The organism is Bacteroides sp. (genome assembly GCF_029057325.1).
GTDB lineage: Bacteria > Bacteroidota > Bacteroidia > Bacteroidales > Bacteroidaceae > Bacteroides.
Genome location: NZ_JAICZW010000197.1, coordinates 1 through 2,185, shown reverse-complemented (window position 1 = coordinate 2,185; position 2,185 = coordinate 1). Strand labels below are relative to the sequence as shown.

The 2,185-nt window shown below is 53.7% G+C and carries 1 protein-coding gene; it reads right to left on the bottom strand.

Annotation, left to right across the window (positions count from 1 at the left end; genetic code table 11):
• A partial coding sequence (gene pbpC, locus K2G43_RS12890; protein ID WP_300155889.1) for a penicillin-binding protein 1C occupies positions 1–2,076 on the bottom strand: 2,076 nt, incomplete at its 3' end.
• Positions 2,077–2,185: the final 109 nt, after the last annotated feature.

Below are 2,185 nucleotides of genomic sequence, written 5' to 3'. Positions count from 1 at the left end.
CAGCATATCCTCTCCACAACCCGGCAAGAAAGGAGGCAGGGGCGTATATTCCGGATGATGCTGCTTGTAGTACCATTCCCATACGGGCGGGAGGGTGAACCACGATTGTTGCCGGGTGGGGGCTGTGTGAATGCAATTCTCATAGAGGCGGTGTGTGCCGTCTGCCGATAGGGTGACGAGGTGGTGGTAGGGGCAGGCTTCGGTCTTCAGTCCCGCAGGCAGGATAAGCAGAGTATCTGTCTCTTCACAAAATCGATTTTTCAGGTGGCCGGACTGGTGGCATATTTCAGCTTCAACGAAAGCGCCGGCAGGTTGTTCGAACCATCGGGGGGAAGAGGGGAGCAGATTCAGCAAGTCGAACAGAACAGGCCCTGCCGTGCGTGCTCCGATGAGTCCGGGCTTTCCTTCCCCGCTGGCATTTCCTACCCACACGCCTACACAATAAGAAGGAGTGACTCCCACCGCCCAGGCATCGCGGAATCCGTAGCTTGTGCCGGTCTTCCAAGCAACAGGATGCATGGAGGGGATGGATTTCCAGTCTATCTCTTCGGGACGGTTGACCTCAAGCAGTGCCTCGAAAGTCTGCCATACCGCACCGGGTTGAAAGGCGTATCGTTCTTGTGCTTCACCTTTTTCTGTCGGGACGGAAGTTTCAAGCAAAGTGCAAGGAACTTGGGGCAGCTTCAATAGGCTGCGCCCCATATTGGCATACACGCCGGTGATGTCCCATAGGGTAGCCTCCGCACCGCCCAAAATAAGCGATAATCCGTAATGGGATGCCGGACGGTTTAAAGTCTTTAATCCGATTTGTTGTAAGAAACTGTGGAATTTGGGAACACCATATTGTTGCAACATGGTTACTGCCGGTATGTTCAGCGAACGCGCCAGTGCCTCCGAAGCCGGAACGGCACCTTCGAATTGCAAGCTGAAGTTCTGGGGAGCGAACCCGTTGATGTTGATGGGAATATCCGGCAACAGCGTATGCGGAAGCAAGCTGCCTTCTTGAAGCATGGCGTAGTAAAGAAACGGTTTCATGATACTGCCCGTGCTTCGGGGCGACTGGATGACATCCACTTGATTGCCTGCTTGCTGCCGCTCAAAGTGGACGTTGCCGCAATAGGCTGCCACCTGATTGGTGCGTATGTCAATCACCAGGATGGCCAGGTTGCGTATGTCGCTCCGGCTGAATTCGTTGTTCCAGCGTTCTGCCAGATGCTCTACTTGTATTTGCAGTTCTTTGTCTAGTGTGGTGGTGGAGTGTTCGCCGTTTTTCTCCTGATAAAGTCGGCTGACCAGATGTGGGGCGATTTGTGGCAGCGGATGTGGCTCTTCAGGAAGTGGCTCGCTGACGGCCAGTTCGTAGGCTGATTCATCCAATGCTTGTTGATCCAGTAGTTGTTTTAGCAGCCGGTTCCGTTTGTTGAGCAGGGCTTTGCGTCCTTTGGAAAGGTGAATCATGGAAGGGGCGTTGGGAAGCACGGCAAGCGTGGCTGCCTCGGCCCATGACAGCTCTTCTGCCGGATGTCCGAAGTAGCGCCAGGCTGCGGCATCCAGTCCGACAACATTCCCGCCGAAAGGCGCATGTGAAACGTACATGGACAATATCTCCTCTTTCGAAGCACGGCATTCCAGGCGTGTGGCTAATATGACTTCGATGATTTTTTCCTTGAGGGTACGCGGTTTGTTCCTTGCCAGCCGGATGGTTTGCATGGTGAGGGTACTGCCTCCGCTTACCACCCGCTTGTTTTTCAGGTTTTGACGGATGGCTCTTCCGATAGACAACGGATTGACTCCGAAATGGTGGTAGAAATGCCGGTCTTCAAAGGTTATCAGGCATTGTCTCACCTTCTCCGGTGTCGTGGAACGGGGGGGGAATCGCCATTGTCCGTCGGAGGCGATGCGGGCTCCTAACAATGCCCCGTTGCGGTCGGTCACGACGGTGGAATAGGACACATGGAACAGTTGATTGGGGAGAGAGAATATGAATCCTATCACCAGAAGAACACTGATAACCAAGAGTGTTTTTCTGGTGGTGGACAGTTGCCTGAAATAGTTTCTGAATCGAATTCCTCTCATGCGTTTGAACTATCGGCTGACGGTTGTTCTGTCTGCTTGAGTCCTGGCTTGTGCCGAAGTGTCATACATGGCCTCGCACTGGATAGCCGGCAGGATGAAATTGCCAAGG